This window comes from Longimicrobium sp. (assembly GCF_048594345.1).
Classification (GTDB): Bacteria; Gemmatimonadota; Gemmatimonadetes; order Longimicrobiales; family Longimicrobiaceae; genus Longimicrobium.
The window spans coordinates 1-15,396 of sequence record NZ_JBMDXM010000120.1 but is presented as its reverse complement, the minus strand read 5'-3'; the positions used below and the strand labels follow the sequence as shown (position 1 = coordinate 15,396).

At 73.1% G+C, this 15,396-nt stretch carries 14 protein-coding genes and 1 pseudogene; 1 reads left to right on the top strand and 14 read right to left on the bottom strand.

Features of this window, described 5'->3' with window-relative positions; genetic code table 11:
• The 14 genes and pseudogenes from ACOJUJ_RS13190 to ACOJUJ_RS13125 all read right to left on the bottom strand — a co-directional run.
• Positions 1–2,376, bottom strand: a pseudogene (locus ACOJUJ_RS13190) (hypothetical protein); the annotation flags it as partial.
• Positions 2,377–2,492: 116 nt separating this feature from the next.
• Positions 2,493–4,106, bottom strand: coding sequence for a type II secretion system protein GspD (locus ACOJUJ_RS13185; protein WP_420127347.1), 1,614 nt, complete (start codon positions 4,104–4,106; stop codon positions 2,493–2,495).
• Positions 4,094–4,618, bottom strand: coding sequence for a hypothetical protein (locus ACOJUJ_RS13180; protein ID WP_420127346.1), 525 nt, complete (start codon positions 4,616–4,618; stop codon positions 4,094–4,096). Before ACOJUJ_RS13180 ends, ACOJUJ_RS13185 begins: the two co-directional genes overlap by 13 nt.
• Positions 4,615–5,295, bottom strand: a complete 681-nt coding sequence (gene gspM, locus ACOJUJ_RS13175) for a type II secretion system protein GspM (protein ID WP_420127345.1) — start codon at positions 5,293–5,295, stop codon at positions 4,615–4,617. Before gspM ends, ACOJUJ_RS13180 begins: the two co-directional genes overlap by 4 nt.
• Positions 5,292–6,509: a hypothetical protein gene (locus ACOJUJ_RS13170; protein ID WP_420127344.1), complete on the bottom strand. Its 1,218-nt coding sequence runs from the start codon at positions 6,507–6,509 to the stop codon at positions 5,292–5,294. The genes gspM and ACOJUJ_RS13170 overlap by 4 nt, the downstream gene beginning before the upstream one ends.
• The gene (locus ACOJUJ_RS13165) at positions 6,506–7,378 is read right to left on the bottom strand and encodes a general secretion pathway protein GspK (RefSeq protein WP_420127343.1); all 873 of its coding nucleotides are present in this window, start codon (positions 7,376–7,378) and stop codon (positions 6,506–6,508) included. Before ACOJUJ_RS13165 ends, ACOJUJ_RS13170 begins: the two co-directional genes overlap by 4 nt.
• 134 nt (positions 7,379–7,512) lie before the next feature.
• Positions 7,513–8,058 (bottom strand): type II secretion system protein, encoded by a 546-nt coding sequence (locus ACOJUJ_RS13160; protein ID WP_420127342.1) that lies wholly within the window; start codon positions 8,056–8,058, stop codon positions 7,513–7,515.
• 8 nt (positions 8,059–8,066) lie between these two features.
• The gene (locus ACOJUJ_RS13155; RefSeq protein ID WP_420127341.1) at positions 8,067–8,555 is read right to left on the bottom strand and encodes a type II secretion system protein; all 489 of its coding nucleotides are present in this window, start codon (positions 8,553–8,555) and stop codon (positions 8,067–8,069) included.
• Between the two features lie 28 nt (positions 8,556–8,583).
• Positions 8,584–8,988, bottom strand: coding sequence for a type II secretion system protein (locus tag ACOJUJ_RS13150; RefSeq protein ID WP_420127340.1), 405 nt, complete (start codon positions 8,986–8,988; stop codon positions 8,584–8,586).
• On the bottom strand, positions 8,985–10,181 hold the full coding sequence (locus ACOJUJ_RS13145; RefSeq protein ID WP_420127339.1) for a type II secretion system F family protein: 1,197 nt from the start codon (positions 10,179–10,181) through the stop codon (positions 8,985–8,987). The genes ACOJUJ_RS13150 and ACOJUJ_RS13145 overlap by 4 nt, the downstream gene beginning before the upstream one ends.
• Before the next feature lies 1 nt (position 10,182).
• Positions 10,183–10,701 carry a type II secretion system major pseudopilin GspG gene (gene gspG / locus ACOJUJ_RS13140; RefSeq protein ID WP_420127338.1) on the bottom strand — a complete coding sequence of 173 codons (519 nt, stop codon included), beginning with the start codon at positions 10,699–10,701 and terminating at the stop codon, positions 10,183–10,185.
• A 770-nt stretch (positions 10,702–11,471) separates the two neighbouring features.
• Positions 11,472–12,932, bottom strand: a complete 1,461-nt coding sequence (locus tag ACOJUJ_RS13135; RefSeq protein WP_420127337.1) for a GspE/PulE family protein — start codon at positions 12,930–12,932, stop codon at positions 11,472–11,474.
• A gap of 277 nt (positions 12,933–13,209) precedes the next feature.
• Positions 13,210–13,521 (bottom strand): hypothetical protein, encoded by a 312-nt coding sequence (locus ACOJUJ_RS13130; RefSeq protein ID WP_420127336.1) that lies wholly within the window; start codon positions 13,519–13,521, stop codon positions 13,210–13,212.
• Positions 13,514–14,281 carry a class I SAM-dependent methyltransferase gene (locus ACOJUJ_RS13125; RefSeq protein ID WP_420127335.1) on the bottom strand — a complete coding sequence of 256 codons (768 nt, stop codon included), beginning with the start codon at positions 14,279–14,281 and terminating at the stop codon, positions 13,514–13,516. The genes ACOJUJ_RS13130 and ACOJUJ_RS13125 overlap by 8 nt, the downstream gene beginning before the upstream one ends.
• Positions 14,282–14,651: 370 nt before the next feature.
• On the opposite strand from ACOJUJ_RS13125, the gene ACOJUJ_RS13120 reads away from it, so the two are divergent.
• Positions 14,652–15,215, top strand: coding sequence for a DinB family protein (locus ACOJUJ_RS13120; protein ID WP_420127334.1), 564 nt, complete (start codon positions 14,652–14,654; stop codon positions 15,213–15,215).
• Positions 15,216–15,396 lie beyond the last annotated feature (181 nt).

Sequence of the window (15,396 nt, the reverse complement as noted above, 5' to 3'; positions counted from 1 at the left end):
CCACACCCGCCGCGCCATCGACGTGCCCTGCTGCTGCCAGCGCGGGTTGCGGGTGATCGTGTCGTATCCCATGTACACCGGCTCCGCGCCCGGCGCCTGGATCCAGTCCGGCCGGTCCACGGCGTCGTTCCACCCGTACGTCGTCACCCGGTGCACCCCGTCGCCCAGCGGGTTGTACACGGTGTCGGCGATGACGCGGCCCCGCGCGTCGTACCCCGCGCCGCTGCGCAGCACCAGGCTGTCGCCCCGTGCGTTGGATGTGCGCACCTGCGTCACCAGCGCGGGATTCACGGTGTCCCCACGCGTCACCACCGTCTCGCTTCCCATGGCGTCGCGGACGCGGCTCACCGCGCCCCGGCCGTCCAGCCAGAAGAGCGTGAGGTCCGATACGTCCGTGCGCGGCCCGTCCAGCGACGTGTACGCCTGCGACACCGGCAGCGAGGTGGTGAAGCCCTTGTCCTCCGCCGCACCGTAGCTGCTGATGATGCTGTCGGCCGACGCCACCCCCATCCGCGAGGAGGCCAGCCGGCCCGTGGCAGTCCAGGTGAACGTCACCGGCGTCCCCCGCCTGTCCGTCCGCCGCGTCACCAGGTTGGGTCGGGTGTGGGTGTACGCGAACTGCACCCCATCCCCGTCAGGGTCCTGGATGTAGGTCACGCGCGCGTCCGACAGCTCGTGCCCGATCGTGACGGTGCGCGTGGGCGCGCCGGGCGCCGTGGCGCTCACCGACGTCAGGATCCCGTTTCCGTCGTAGGCGAAGTCGTAGGCCGGCGCCGTGCCGCTCACCGTGGGCACCGTCACCTTCGTGAGACGGCCGCTCTGCCATGCGAACGTGGTCACCTGCCCCAGCCGGTTCACCGTCCGCAGGTGCTGCCCGTTGCCGTCGAACTCCACCTGCCCGCCCTCCGGCAGCTTGCGGATGTACGCCGCGGTGCCGGAGCTGGACAGCACGTCGGTCGGGCCGGCGGGATCGTCCCACGCCCACACGCCCGGGTACACGTACGAGTACAGCCGCGTGCTGCCGTCACCCCCCACCCACAGCTTCCTGTTGGTGTCCACCGTCACCAGCTGCTCCAGCCCCGCCAGCCACCACCCCCGCCCAAACGGGCTGGCCGTGCGGTTCACCACCGTCATCGCCGTGTAGAGGACCGGGCTGCTGGGCTGTCCCTGCGACCAGGTGGACAGCACCTGCGCGTTGACCAGGTACCACCCGGTGTTCATCGCACTCATCTGCACCGCGATGCGCCGCGTGGTACCCGGCTGCCACTCGCTCCCGGTGAAGAAGCGCTGCTCCACCGTGGCCGTGCCCTGAAAGTACAGCACGGGGCTGACCTGCCCCGGCACGACCGACCCCTCGGGAAGCGTCGCGTTCAGGTACACGCTGGGCCGAGGGTCCGCGTGCTGGCTGTTGTACATCAGCACCGGCGCCCACGCGCGGTTCATGGTCCGGTGCACGGGCAGCGCGTGCGCCAGCCGCAGGTCACCGCACTCGTACGCCGCTCCCGGGCCCGCCGACGCCGTCACGCACTGGCTGCGCTCGATCGGGTAGGTGCCCGTGGCCAGGTCGGCCTGCTGGGCCCCCATCACCGGCGCGCCCGTGCCGGTGCTGCCCCCCACGCTCACGTCCATCCACCCCGCGTCCGCGACGCCCGGCATGGACTCCAGCTCCGCCGACAGCCGCACCAGCAGCTGCCCTCCCGACCCCGGGGCCGTGCCCCACACCGTCACGAACGCGGAGTCGCCCGCCGCCACGTTCACCGTCTCGTACCCGATCCCGCAGCCCCCGTGCGGCGCGCCCGTCCACGCATCACGGCACGACGGCCGCAGACGGTACGTCCCCGACTTCGTCCCCGGATTCACCACCCGGAACGTCGTCGCCACCGTCTGCCACGCACCCACCCCGGCCGTGCCTCCGTCCGGCGACACCCGCACCCCCGACCGCCCCGGCACGTACGTGTACGTCACGCTGGCCGGCGACGAGAGGTTGTTCGCGCTGTCGCGGATGCTCGCCGACAGCGTGTTCGCTCCCGGCTTCATCGTCAGCGTCGCCGTGTACGTGGCGACCACCAGACCGCCCGGACTCGACGGCGCAGCCGTCTGCGTGAACCGCGTCGTCACCACCGTGTCGTTGAACACCATCGTCCGGGTGCTCGGCTTCAGCGACACCTCGTCCGAGAACCGCACCGTCACCGTGATCGACGGCGACGAGAACGTTCCCGCGTCAGGGCTGAGCGAGACCGCGGGCTCCCCCACATCCTGCGCGCCCACCGGCGCGGCGACGAAGAGGGGGAGCGCCAGCAGGACGAGCGGCAGGCAGACCGCGCGGAGTGCGGCGGCGAAACGGAGCAGGCGCGCGCGGAAGGGCTGAGAGGGCATCACGGGTGCGGCAGAGGAAGGGTGGCGGGGAGCCGGCGGGTACCGGCGCCCCTCGGGGGAGCATTTTCTCTCGGATCGGTGGCGGACGGCGAGCTTTCCCACCGGCCGCGCCCGGTTCAGGGCGGCGGGGCCGGGGTCTGAATCGGGGCAGCGGGGCCGCCGGCCGGGGCTGGCTGGACGCTGTCCCTGGGGCTCGGGGTGATGAGGGGGCGCAGCTTGCCGATCGCCCGGCGCATGGTGCGCCGGTTGACGCGCACGTCATCCGCGGCCTCGTCCAGGTCGTCGTCGCTGTAGATGACGTGCGGGGTGATGAAGACGAACAGCTCGAAGTCGTTGTTCCTGCGCAGCTTGCGGCCAAAGATCCCGCCGATCAGGGGGATGTCGGACAGAAAGGGCACACCGCCGCTGGTGCGGTCGCGCTGCGACCCGCTCAGCCCGCCCAGCACGGCCGTGTGCCCGTCGCGCACCAGCAGCTGCGTCTGGATGGCGCGCGTGCTGATGACCGGGGCGTTCACGCCGCCGCCGGCCTCCTGGTCGGTGGCGCTGTTCACCTCCTGCGTCACCGCCAGCTGCACGTAGCCGTCGGCGCTGATGGTGGGGAGCACCCGCAGGCTGGTGCCCACGTCCTTGTACTGCACCACCTCGTCCAGCACCCCGCCGTCCGTGGAGCGCTGCACCTGCACGAACGGCCGCTGCTGGCCCACCACGATCTCCGCCTCCTCGTTGTTGGCGGCCAGCAGGAGCGGGCGGTCCAGGATGATCACGCTGCTGCGCGTCTCGCCCGCGGCAAGCACCACGTCCAGGTCGATGCCGCCCAGGTTCAGGGCGCTGATCACCAGGTCGCTCAGGCCGCCGCCCGTGGTGGTGCCACCGATCGTCGTGTTTCCGGAGCCCGGTACCGGAACGTCGCCCGTGCCGGCCGACAGCCCGTACGAGAGGGTAAAGTCGCGGCTTACGTACGCCACGGTGGCCTCGATCAGCACCTGCAGCGGACGCACGTCCACCTGGTCCACCGCCGCGCGGATGAGCGCGAAGTCCGCCTGGCTGGCGCGCACCAGCAGGCTGTTGGTGCGGTGGTCGGGGACGATGATCACGCTGCCGCTCAGGTTCCCCATCGGCACCTGCACGGCCGTCACGTCCGGCGCCGGCTGGCCGTACGGCGCCACGCGGTTGGCGTTCAGCCCGTCGTTCAGCGTCTCGCGCCGCTGTCCGATCTCGCCCAGCGCGCCGGCGCGGCCGTACAGCGCGTTCACCGTGGCCGCCACGTCCGCGGCGCGCGCGTGCCGCAGGCGGATGACGTTGAGCTCCATTCCGTTGGCGCTGGCCAGCGGGGCTCCGGCCTGGGGCGGGCCCTGCGGAAACGGCGGCTGCGCCGCGCCCGGTGGTGCGCCCTGCGCGCCGGCCCCGCGGATCTCGTACGCGCCGCTCTCCCCGTCGGCCATCACGTACCCCTGCCCGGCCAGCAGCGTGCGCAGCAGCCCGGGAATCTCGGCGCGCGGGATGGGGCGCCCGCTGGTGAAGGTGATGCGCTGGTTGCCCAGCGCGCCAAAGAGCACCGGGCGGTCCAGGTACTGGCTTAGCGCCTGCACCGCCGCGCGCAGCTCCACCTCCACCAGGTTCACGGTCACCCCCTGCGCCCCCTCCGACGCCAGCGGCTGCGCGCCCAGCGGGACGGCGGCGGCCAGCAGCAGGGGGATGAGGATGCGGACGACGCGGTTCACTGCTGCCATGGGTTCCGGACCGTGAGTCTCCAGGTGGTGTCGGGCGACGCCACCACGACGACGCGCTCGGTGATGTCGCGGATGCGCAGGTCGCCCAGCACGTCACCGCGCTTGACGACCACGGCGCCCTCGCGCCCCGGTACCCCTTCCAGCAGGGCCTGCCAGGGAGGCCCCACGATGCCGGACACCGCCAGCTGCGGACGCGGCGGCGGGGGCGGGACGTACTCCGGCGGCGGCATCCCCTGCATCCCCTGCATCCCCATCATCCCCGGGAACACGGGGCGGGCAAAGCCGATGGGCGCGGGGGCGCGGTCCAGGCGAAACGGGTTGCCGCCCGTCACCGTGCGCCCCGCCTCCGCCAGCCGCTCGCGGGGAACGCGCCGCGGCTCCGGCGGCGTGGCGCTCAGCGCGCTGGCCGGCGCCCGGGCCGCCGGCTCCGCGCGGCGCCACCGCGACCACCCCAGCAGCACGACGGCCAGGGCCAGGATCCAGAGCAGCGCCTCCATCCTCCGCCGGCTCACGGCTGCACCTCCTCCGCCGGAAGGCTGTCGACGAACATCTCCACCGTGTCCGTGGCCGCGCCGTCATCCCCCGTGGCGCCGGCGGGGGCGCGGGGAAGCCCGTCGCGGCGCACCAGGGCCAGCCCCTGGACGGTGATCTCCATCCGCAGCGCCTCCGCCTGCTCGGCCGGGCCGCCCGGGATGGGCTGGGTGATGGCGATCTCGCGGACCGCCAGCAGCTCCGGCGCACCCTCCAGCAGCGCCAGCATGCGGGTGAGGGCCGGAAGGTCGCCCGTGGCGTCCGCGCGCACGCCGATGCGCAGGAAGGTGCCGGCGGAGGCCGTGTCGGAGTGAAGCTGGACGGAGCCCATCTGCACCCCCGCGCGCCCCGCCGCGCCACTCACCAGCGACGCCAGCGCCGCGCCGGACGCGGCCGCCGACTCCCCCTCCAGCACCCCGCCGCCCACGGTGACGAAGCGGCCCCTGCGCGCCTCCAGCGAGTCCAGCGAGGCGGGGAGAAGCCGCACCGTCTGCTCCGCGCGCGCCGCCTCCGCCGCCATCTCCGCCGCCGACGCGCGCACCCCCGCGTCCCACCGGCGCCACGCGGGTACTCCGCGGCTCAGCACGACCAGAACGAGGATGACGATCGCCCCGGCCGCCAGGGTTCGCCGATCGCGGCCGGAGAGGGCGGGGATCACGGCGCCACCTCCGCCGCCGCCGGCCGCGCCCGCCGCTCCGCGTCGATGCCGAAGCGCACGGTCACCCGCTCCAGCTCGCGCCCGGCCAGCGCCTCGCGGGTCACGGGCCCCACGATCTCCGGCGCCACCAGCCCCGGCACCTTTTCCAGCGGCCGCACCACGGCCGCCGCGCGCGGGGCCAGCGCCACCACGCTGCCGCCCGCCGTGTCCGCGCGAAAGGCGACGATCGCGCTGCCGGCGGGGAGCGCGGCCGTCAGGTCCGCCAGCAGCAGCGTGGGCGAGTAGCGTCCCACGTCGAACGCCGCGGCCTCCGCCAGCGCCTCGGTCACGCGCGCCAGCTCGCGCTCCGTGTCCGCCGCCACCCGCCGCCGGTCCTGCACCGCGGCGATGCGCGCCATGGCGCGGTCCTCGGCCCCCATCGCCCGCAGCGCCGGCGCCACGGCGGCAAAGGCAAGGGCCGCCGCCAGGGCGCACCCGGCCGCTGCCAGCCGCCACGTGGGGACGTCGCCCGCGGCGGCGCCGGAGGGGCGGTGCACCATCGCCTCGTACGGCGGCAGCGCGGCGGCGCCGTACGCGTCGGCGAAGCGCCAGCCGTGCTCCCCCAGCCACGCCAGGGCGGGGACGGCGGCGGGCGGGGGCGCGCCGGCCACCTGGGCGGCGGCCACGCGGCGGACGGAGTGCAGCTCGCCCTCGCGCAGCCGCACCTCGGCCACGGCGCCGCCATCGGGCCACACCAGGTGCTCGCCCCCCAGCCCGCGCCCCAGCACCGCCACCGTGGGGACAAAGCGGTCCACGCGCACCCCGGCGGTGCGGCACCCCGCCTCCACGGCGCGCACCGCCCGCTCGTCCAGCGCGGCCGCCCACACGGTCCCCGGCTCCACGATGCGGACGCCGGTGGTCACCAGGGGCACGCCGTTGCGCAGAAAGAACTTGCCCGCCCCCTCGCGGACCACCTGCGCCACCAGCCGGGGATCCTCCAGCGGCGGCAGGCCGGCGATGCGCCGCGTCTGCGCCAGCGACGGGCCCAGCGCGGCCACCACCCGCGGGCGTGGAAAGCGCGGCAGCGCCACGCCGGCGATCAGCTCGGCGACCGCGGCGGCGAGCGAATCTCCCGCGCCCACCTCCGCCTCGGTGGCGGCCACGATGCGCCCCGCCCGCAGCGCGACGGCGCGGATGCGGTCGGTGCCCACGGCGATCCCCAGTGAAACCGTCATTCCGTCCACGTCCTTCGCCGCACGATGGCGGCGCGGCTCCCCGCGCGCACCAGCCGCACCTCCACCACGCTCACCGCGGGCGGGGCGCCGACGGCACCCCGCGCCCGGACGATCCACGCCTCCGGCTCCGTCACCGCCGTCCCCGCCAGCTCGTGAAAACGGCGTCCCGCCTCGTCGCGCGCGCCCGTGGAAAGGGACTGGGTGAACGCCGCCAGCTCCGCCACGCGCTCCCCGCGCATCCGCAGCTCCGCCAGGCGCGCCACGGCCTCCGGGCCAAACCCGGGGAGCGCCGCCAGCACCGCGGGCGGCGCGTGCGACAGCGGCACCCGCCCCGGCTCGGCGGAGAGCAGGGTGTCGATCCCCGGCAGCGCACGGAAGCCCCGCACCCGCATCAGCTCCCGCGCATCCGCCACCGGCCCGTTGCGCGGGACGGGAAGCCGCAGGGACCGGTACCACGCGGCCTCCGCCCCCAGCGGCCGCGGCACGTCGTCGGCGTCCATCCAATCGGCCAGCGCGTCCGCCAGCGAATCCGCCCCGGCCTCCGTGCGCCCCAGCGCCAGGAACAGGCGCCGCAGCGTCCCGCCGTCCGCCGCGTTCACGTCCATCGCGGCGCCCGCGGCGCGCACTTCCACCGCGCAGCTCATCTCCGCCAGCGCGGGGGACGCGGCGACCACCTGGTCCATGCGCCCCCACACCGTGCGCCCCGGCGGCTCGTACTCGCTGCCGGCCAGCGAATCGGTGATGGCGGCGCGGGCGCGCTCCAGGCACGCCTCCGCCCGCCATGCCGCCACGCCCAGGTCGGCGCGGTTGCGCGCGGACGCCACCGCCTCGCGCGCCGCCAGGTTGGCCGCCAAGGCAAGCGCCGCCACGCCCACGAGGATCCACAGGACGGAGATCAGGGCGAAGCCGTTTCGGCGGGCAAGGGAACAGGGAACAGGGAACAGGGAATAGCGGGACGGATGCGCTACCTCGCCGGTCCGGGCGTTTTGGTGAGTTCGCGCCGTCATCCGCGCTCTCCGATGCGGATGATGGAGGTGTCGCCATCGGCCACGATGCCGAACGCCAGCGGGGCGGTGATGCTGGCGCCCCACGACGTCACCCACTGTCCGCCCGCCTCCGCGCTGCGCAGGTACAGGATCTCGCCGGACGCAAAGCCGCGGCGCAACGGCACCGTCTCGCCGGTGGAAAGCTGGAGTGCCAGCACCGGCTCGCCGTCCAGTTCGATCAGCCCCAGCGTGGCATCGCACCGCTCCAGCCAGCCGTCGGGCACCTCGCACCAGCTGTGGAAGCGCGCGCCCTGCCGCTCGCCCGTGAAGCGGATCACGCTCCCCGGCACGGACGACACGTCCAGCCGCCCGGCCACCGCCCGCAGCAGCGCCTCGGCGTTGGCGTCGCGGTCCGCCTCGCGCGCCGCGGCGCCGATGCGGTCCGCGTCGTCGGCCATCTGCCCCAGCATGGTGCGCGCGCCCACCAGAACGACGCCCATCACCACGATGGCGACCATCACCTCCACCAGCGTAAAGCCGGCGCGGCGGGGTGGACGCGGCACGGGGCCCCTCACGGAATCCCTCCCGCCGCTGCTTCCTCCGCGGACCCGGGGAGTGCCAGCTCCGGCTTCGGCGGCTCGGGGCGGTACAGCGTGGTGCGCAGGATCTCACGCGCCAGGGCGCTGTCGGCCAGCACCACCTCGTACAGGGTGGGCGCGGGACGCTGGATGATCAGCATCCACTCTCCCTGCCGGCGCTCGCCCAGGCGGCGGTCCAGGTCGTCGCGCGTCCACAGGGCGACGGCGTGAAAGAACGCACCCGCCTCGCGCATCTCCGCCTCCGCCACCCGCGCGCGGCGTACCGCGTCGGCGCTCTGGCTCACCAGCGTGACCGCCGACGTCCCGGCCACGGCCAGGATCACCAGCGCGACGATCGCCTCCAGGAGAACGGCGCCGGCACGGCAGCGCGAACGAGAGTACGAAGGTACGGGGGTACGAGGGTACGAGGGTATGGAGCGCGCCCGGGGCTTTTCGCCGGGAACCCGCGGCGTCCAGCGCACCTTCGCACCTTCGTACCGTCGTACGGCCTTACCGCACGTCACGGGGCCTCCCGGTCAGCACGTCCAGGCCCAGGGCGGTGTCGCCGCGCACGCTGCCGTCGGGAAAGGCGGTCATCCGGCGCAGGGTGTCGCCGGCCTGCACCACCAGCGTCACCGGCCGGCGCGTTTCCAGCGCCCGCCGCCGCGCGTCCGCCACCGCCGCCGCGCGCTCAGCGGCTGGGTCCGTGCGCTCCAGCGACCGAGCCGCCAGCCCCGCCACCCCGGCCATCACCCCCAGGATCGCCAGCACCACCATCATCTCCACCAGCGTAAAGCCGTGCCGGCGGTACGAAGGTACGGGCGCACCAACGTACGAACCGCCGGCGGAGAGCCAGAAGCTCCCGTACCCTCGTACCTTCGAACCCTCGTACCCCCCCTCGCGCCCCCGCCTCACATCGGCCTCACGCTGTACACCGCCTGCAGCAGCGCCGCCGCCACCAGCGCCACCACGCCGCCGAACACGATGATCATCGCGGGCTCCAGAATCCGCACCAGCGACCTGACCGTCTGCTCGGCACGGGCGCTTTCGATGCGGGCCGCGTGGGCCAGCATGGGCGCCAGGCGGCCGGTCTCCTCGCCCGTGCGGATGAGCCGGACGCTGGTGGGGGTGGCGGCGTCACGGTCCTCCAGCGAGTTGCTGATGGAGCCGCCCGCCACCACCTGCTCGCGCGCGGCCAGGATGCGGGCGGTGAGCGCCGCGTCGCCCGTGGCGCGGGTGGCGTAGGAGAGCGCGGGTGAGATGGGGACGCCGCTCTCCAGCAGCGCCCCCAGCGCCGCGCAGAACCGGCCCACGGCGCCCGCCCGGCGGATGGAGCCCACCAGCGGCACCCGCAGCAGCAGGGCGTGCCAGCGGGCCCGCCCCTCCTCCGTACCCGTCCACACCTTCCACAGCGCGCCGGCCACCAGCAGCGCCAGCAGCGCCGGGAGAAAGGCCGCGCGCGCGAAATCCGCCGCGGCCAGCACCGTGCGCGCCGTGGGGGGCAGGTCCTGCCCCAGGTCCGCCAGCACCCTGGCGAAGCGCGGCAGCACGAAGCCCACCAGCAGCGCCAGCGACCCCGCACCGGCCGCCGACAGGATGAGCGGATACGCCAGCGCCGCGCGCACCGCTCGCCGCGTCTCCGCCGACGCCTCGGTGAGGTCCGCCGCGCGCGCCACCGCCGCCGCCAGTCCGCTCCCCGCCTCGCCCGCCTGCACCAGGCCCACCACCAGCGGGGGAAAGCCCACGGGCGCGGCGGTGAGCGCCACCCCCAGGCTGGTTCCCTGCCGCACGGACTCGCGCAGCGCGGGAAGGGTCCGCTTCCACGCCGCGGGCACCAGGTCGTCCATCGCCGCCAGCGCGCGCGCCACGGGAAGGCCCGACTCCAGCAGCGTAGCCATCACCCGCAGCCCCAGCGCAAGGTCGGGCGTGGACATGCGGGGCCGCCCGGCCTCGCGCCCGCGCTCAAGCCGCACCTCAAGCGGAAACAGCCCCCGGCTGAACAGCAGCTCGCGGGCGGCTTCGGCGCTCTCGGCGCGCACGGTGCCGGACTCCAGCAGCCCGGTGCGGTGCGCGGCGCGGTAGGTGAACTGCAGGGTTGCCGCGCTCACGTCACTTGCCCAGCGGCTCGCCCCAGGAGGTCACGTCCGCGTCCTCCCCTTCGCCGCCTTCGCGCCCGTCGCGCCCCAGCGAGTACAGGTCGAACCCCTGCGGGTTGGCGCGCCCGGGAGACAGGTACAGGTACGGGTTTCCCCACGGGTCCGCCGGCAGGGCACGGCGCAGGTACGGCCCGCGCCAGTTGCGCGGCCGGGCGCCGGCCGTGGGCTCCGTCCGCAGCGCCGCCAGCCCCTGCTCCGTGGTGGGATAGGCGTGGTTGTCCAGCCGGTAGCTGTCCAGCGCGGTAGCGAACAGCTCGATCTGCTGCTTGGCCGCGCCAGCCTTGGCGTCGCTCACGTTGCGGAACACCTCCGGCGCCACCACCGCCGCCAGCACCGCGATGATGGCGATGATCACCAGCATCTCGATGAGCGTGAACCCCGCCCGCCCGCCGCTCCGCCGGTCCGCGGCGGGACGGTGCGCGCAAAGGATCGTGTTCGCGGTTGCGGCGTGGAGCTGGGACGTTGTGGGCATGAGGTCGATCACGCGTGTGGGGTCGGTCGGGAGAAGACGGGCAGAGCTGAAGACGGGTCGCTGGACTGCGTCAGATGAATCCAACCGTCGCCCAGCCACGAATCAGGCATCCTGAGGGGGTGCTGAGAAACTTCGGATGGTGCCAGTCGTCTTGAGAGGTGTTGAGAAAACCTCGAACGGTGCCAGTCATCCTGAGGGAGGCGCCGCTCCACAACCTGCTCATGCACAACACCCTGGCGCCGACCGAAGGACCTTGTCTGCAGAACCAGGAGCCTTGAACGGCTCCCGAGAGCTGGGTCTCGCGCGACCCGACAAAGATCCTTCGGTCGCGCGCAAACTCCGGTGGTTGCGAAAGTTGGGGGCGTGCGCTCCCTCAGGATGACAGTGTGCTTCTTGAGGAACAACCAAGGCTTCTCAACACCCTCTCAGCCTCAGGCTCAGCCTCAGAGGATGTTGAAAGCCTCGACCCTCCCGGTCATCCTGAGGGAGGCGCCGCGCCGCACCCTGCTGATACACCACGCTTTGGCGCCTACCGAAGGACCTTGTCTGCTGAACCAGGAGCCTTGAGCGGCTCCCCCAGGGCTGGGTCTCGCGCGACCCGACAAAGATCCTTCGGTCGCGCGCAAACTCCGGTGGTTGCGAAAGTTGGGGGCGTGTGCTCCCTCAGGATGACTGTGTGCTTCTTGCGGAACGGCCGAGGTTTCTCAACGCCCTCTCAGGATGACACCGCGCTTGTGTGGGGCGTCCACGGTTCTTCAACACCGGGAGGATCAGTCCTGCACCACACGCAGCACCTCCTCGACCGTGGTCACGCCGTCGCGCACCTTTCGCCATGCATCCATCCGCAGCGTCGTCATCCCGCCCCGCAGCGCCGCCTCGCGCATCTCGGGGCGCGGCGCGCGGCGCATGATGCCCTCGCGCAGGGCGTCGTTCACAACCAGCAGCTCGTAGATGCCGGTGCGGCCGCGGTACCCGGTCCCCCGGCACGCGGGGCAGCCGGCGCCGCGGAGAAAGTACTCCGGCAGGATGTCGTCGCCGGCCAGGCGGCGCACGGCGTCGCGGGGGGGCTCGTACACCTCGCGGCAGCCGTCGCAGATGCGCCGCACCAGGCGCTGTGCCAGAATGCCGTCCACCGTGGCCGCGGCCAGGTAGTCGGGGATCCCCAGGTCCAGCAGCCGCGGCAGGGCACCCACGGCGTCGTTGGTGTGCAGGGTGCTGAACACCAGGTGGCCCGTCATGGCGGCCTGTACGGCGATCTCCGCCGTCTCGGGATCACGCATCTCGCCCACCATGATGACGTCGGGGTCTTGGCGCAGGATGGACCGCAGCGCCGCGCCAAAGCTCACCCCGGCCTGGCGGTGCACGGGCACCTGCGTCACGCCCGGAAGCTGGTACTCCACCGGGTCTTCGACGGTGATGATCTTTTCCGCCGCGGTGTCGCGCAGCCCCAGCGCCGCGTACAGGGTGGTGGTCTTTCCCGACCCCGTGGGCCCGGTCACCAACACCATCCCGTGCGGTTTGGCGGCCAGCGCCTCCATCCCGGCCAGCACGCCGGCCGGCATCCCCAGCTCTCCCAGCCGCACGGGACGCCCGCCGCGGTCCAGCAGGCGCAGCACCACGCTCTCGCCAAACATGGTGGGCACCGTGCTCACGCGCAGGTCCAGCTCGCGGCTTTCCAGGCGCACGCGGATGCGGCCGTCCTGGGGGCGGCGGCGCTCGGCGATGTCCAGCTCGGCCAGCAGCTTGATGCGGCTGATCACCGCGTGGTGCAGCTCCGCGGGTGCCTCGGGCGCGGGGGCCAGCACGCCGTCCAGGCGAAAGCGCGCGGCAAGCCCGCCGCGGTCCGCTTCCAGGTGAATGTCGCTGGCGCCGGCGTCAAACGCGTCGCGGACCAGCAGGTTGACGTAGCGGATGACGGGCGGCTGGTTGGCCAGGTCGCGCACGTCGGTGGCCAGGTCGTCATCCCCGTGCACCTGCGCCAGCTCGATCAGCCGGTCCGCGCGGGTGGACAGCCGCTCGATCAGCCTCTCCACCTCGGCCGCGGACGCGGGCTCCACCTGCACCGCGCGGCCGTAGGCGTACGCAAGGTCGTCCACCGCGTCCAGCAGCGCGCCGTCCGCGGCCGCCACGCGCAGGGTGCCGGCGGCGTCCACCTCGCGCGGGCACATGCGGTGGTGCAGCAGGAACTCGCGGGTGAGCCCCTCGGCCAGCGGCATCTCGGTGAAGGACATCGCGGAAAACGCGGATACTGCCGGGGAAAACGGAGGCTGTGCGGCAGGCCGGAAGGAGCGCCGGGATGCTGCGGGGGAATGGCTCCTACGGGACCCTCATCAATCTAACCCCGCCGGGAGCGCCTTACAACCGGGCGCTCCGCACGTGTACGGAGTGCACCGCCGCGTGCGGTCGCGGCTGGAGAGAAATCCGGGAAGCGGTCGCGGGATGAAGGGCAGCCGATCCCCACCCATCGGTCATCTGCCCCGCGAGGCTTGGCGTCGCCTGGACGCGCGTTCATGACCTCGCGGAGATCGGCGCCTGGCCAGGGTGCGGGCGCCGGGTTTGTACCGTGCTCTGCAGCCAGGCGCGAAACTCGTCGATGGACGTCCACCCGAACGCCCGTTCCTCGTCGGAGGGCGCGGAGCTCGTCCACTCGATGCGCTCGTGGATCACGCCGTACCACACCTCGGTTTCCACGTCGGGAAACGCGTCCTCGGGCATGAACAGGTAGGCCGGCGCGAACTGCGACTCCAGCGTGGCGAACGGGATGGAGCCCGCCAGAAAGCCGTCGATCAGCCGGTCCAGCGTTTCGAGCGAATCAGGCACGGGGCGTCCAGCCGGGACGGGTGGCCTCGACGATCAGCGTCTCGTAGCGCACCACGCGCTCGTCGCCGATGACGTCGGTGTGGCGCTCGATGCCGCGCAGCGCGTCGTGCGTGCTCTCTCCCATCTCGCAGCGGCGCGCGTTCGTGAATCCCGCGGCGCGCATGCGGTCGGCGAGAAAATCGTACGAGTAGATGAACTGGTGCCCCGTCGCCTCGTCCGGGCCAAACGCGCGGAACATGCTGTTGATCACGCGCGCGGGATCGGGCGCGGGAAGGCCCAGCATGGCCGAGATGTAGGCGATGTAGTGCCGCTGGTCGTCATCCAGATCCTTGCCCGCCAGCGCCGCCATGCACTCCAGGTCGGGCGTGGCGATGCGCACCACGCCGCCGGGGCGCAGCACGCGAAAGCACTCCCGCAGCATGTGCTCGCCCGCCTCCAGCGGGATGTGCTCGATCTGATGCTCGCTGTACACGTAGTCGAACGAGGCGTCCGGCAGCGGAAACGGCTGCGTTGCGTCCAGGAACTCCACGTACCCGCGGCGGAAGACCTGCACGTCGGTGTTCAGCCAGCCGGGGAGCGGGTTGTGGCCGGTGCCCAGCTGCAGCCCGCGCGGGGCGGACGTGCGCAGGTAGCGCTGCACGGTGCCGCCGCGCGTGAGCCGCGACACCACCCGCCGCCGCGCCAGTTCCAGGTGAAACGCGGGCTGCGAGCGCGCCATGATCCAGCGCGCGGCTCGCACGTGCATCGGCATGTCCGTCATCGGGCGTGCTTCATCCGGAGTGAACCGCTGGGATGCGATCAGGGTGTGGAACCACGAGGCGGGGAGCGCGGAATGTAATCCGCCGGGCCCGCATCGCACAAACGCGTGGGCCTCACCCCGGCTCGTTCCTCGCCTGCCCCTCTCCCACAAACTGCGTGGGAGAGGGGATACACGCCGGGTCGGGCTATCCGCGCGGCTCCGGCGGAGCAGAGGTCGATTCGACGAGGCACTTCAGGCGCGCTCCACAGCCCGCGGCGCGGAGTCAGGAATCTCTCTACAGCGGCGTCCGGTGCTTCTCCGATGGCGCGCGTGGGAGGCGAAGCGCAGGTTGCAGCAGGGAGTGGCGCGTGAACCTTCACCAGGAGCCCCGATGCATCCCCAGTTGCAGGCGTTGATCGACGATTTCGGCAGCGCGCGCGAGCGGCTGCACCGGCTGCAGGGCACCGTTCCCGCGGAGAAGTGGGCGACGCGGCCGTCGGAGGGAAGCTGGTCGGTGGCGGAGTGCATCGCCCACCTGAACCTTACCTCGCAGGCATACGTCCCCCTGCTGCGCGAGGCGCTGGCGAGGGGACGCGCGGCGGGCGGCGCGGCGCCGGCGCGCTTTCGCCGCGACCTGCTGGGATGGGTGGTGTGGCGCGCGGTGCGGCCGGAAACCAGGGCGAAGATCAAGACCTCGGCGCCGTACGTCCCCGCCATCCCCACCGCCGGCGCTTCGGCCGCGGAGATCGCCGCAGAGTTCGACCGGCTGCAGGACGAGCAGATCGCGCTCATTCGCCAGGGGGACGGGCTGCCGCTGGGAAAGCTGAAGATCGTGTCGCCGTTCGGGCCGGGGTTCAAGTACAGCGTCTACTCCGCGTTCACCATCATCCCCGCACACCAGCACCGCCACCTGCAGCAGGCCGAGCGCGCCTGGCAGGCTCTCTCCCACGGCTGAAAGACCAGGCCTCACACAGAGTTAACAGAGTCAACAGAGTTTGAGTCCGGTCCAAGAAGTCACGATGGCTGATGCGGCGGTGTCAGGCGAATGCGGCCGTGGCCCATTGAGCGGGTCTCCAGAGGCGGATGAAGGCTCGGAACCGTCCGCGCAATCGCGGCCCCCGCCCGCCGGCATGTGC